Source organism: Prevotella sp. MGM2, assembly GCF_002933955.1.
Lineage (GTDB): Bacteria > Bacteroidota > Bacteroidia > Bacteroidales > Bacteroidaceae > Alloprevotella.
On the sequence record NZ_BEWW01000135.1, the window covers coordinates 1 to 685 of the forward strand.

The window sequence follows — 685 nt, forward strand, 5'->3', positions numbered from 1 at the left end:
CCGCAAGGCGATTCATACCATTTACAAGAACAAGGAACTGAACAAATTTGACACGATGAAGTATGTCAAGCAATCGGATGGCATCAGTTACGATGTCTATAACATTGAAGTGATTATAGCCGTTGCATTCAGGATATGCAGTAAAGAGAGTGTCTTGTTCAGGCAGTTTATAATCAGTAAAATTAGTTCAACCCTGAAAGAAACACCGATTACGTTGTTTGTTTCCTGTGGCAGAAGCGACAACCGATGGTATAGTTGAGGTTCATTCCGTCAGCCACTCGTTCCCGATGCACGGATGCAAAGGTAGTGCATGGCTTGATGGCAGCGGCAAGGTCGGGCGGCAGAGCCGTTTCGGGCAGAATCTTCCTCCTGCGGAGCGTATTCAACCCGAAAACCTTGCCACTGCCTGCCACACGCTTTTAGAGCATCCGGCAACGGAAACAAGCGACTGGCGGGAAATCAGAAGAAAGAAGAGAGGAACGGCTTACAGACGAAGCGGAATTTTGATGCTTCGTCTGTAAGCCGTTCCTTTCTCTTTTTGCCGAAAGTCCGTTGCTGATGCAACCATAGAGCAGACGGCAAACTGTGCTCCTTCAAGAAAATCAGGTTGCCGTCAATCGGTAAGCGGAGCGGTAGCCGTCATTCAGCATCCTTTCGATGTCGGATTCACGGTAGAGGATTTTAC

2 protein-coding genes and 1 pseudogene are annotated in these 685 nt (G+C 48.0%); 2 read left to right on the top strand and 1 reads right to left on the bottom strand.

The window, feature by feature from the left end; genetic code table 11:
• Together C5S62_RS03090 and C5S62_RS13490 are read left to right on the top strand one after the other, a co-directional pair.
• Positions 1-259 (top strand): hypothetical protein (locus C5S62_RS03090; RefSeq protein ID WP_104404006.1); only part of this gene is annotated, 259 nt, incomplete at its 5' end.
• Positions 228-521, top strand: a complete 294-nt coding sequence (locus tag C5S62_RS13490; RefSeq protein ID WP_185153273.1) for a hypothetical protein — start codon at positions 228-230, stop codon at positions 519-521. The genes C5S62_RS03090 and C5S62_RS13490, both read left to right, overlap by 32 nt.
• A gap of 81 nt (positions 522-602) precedes the next feature.
• Here the strand turns inward: C5S62_RS13490 and C5S62_RS13800 are convergent.
• Positions 603-685, bottom strand: a pseudogene (locus tag C5S62_RS13800) (DNA-binding protein); the annotation flags it as partial.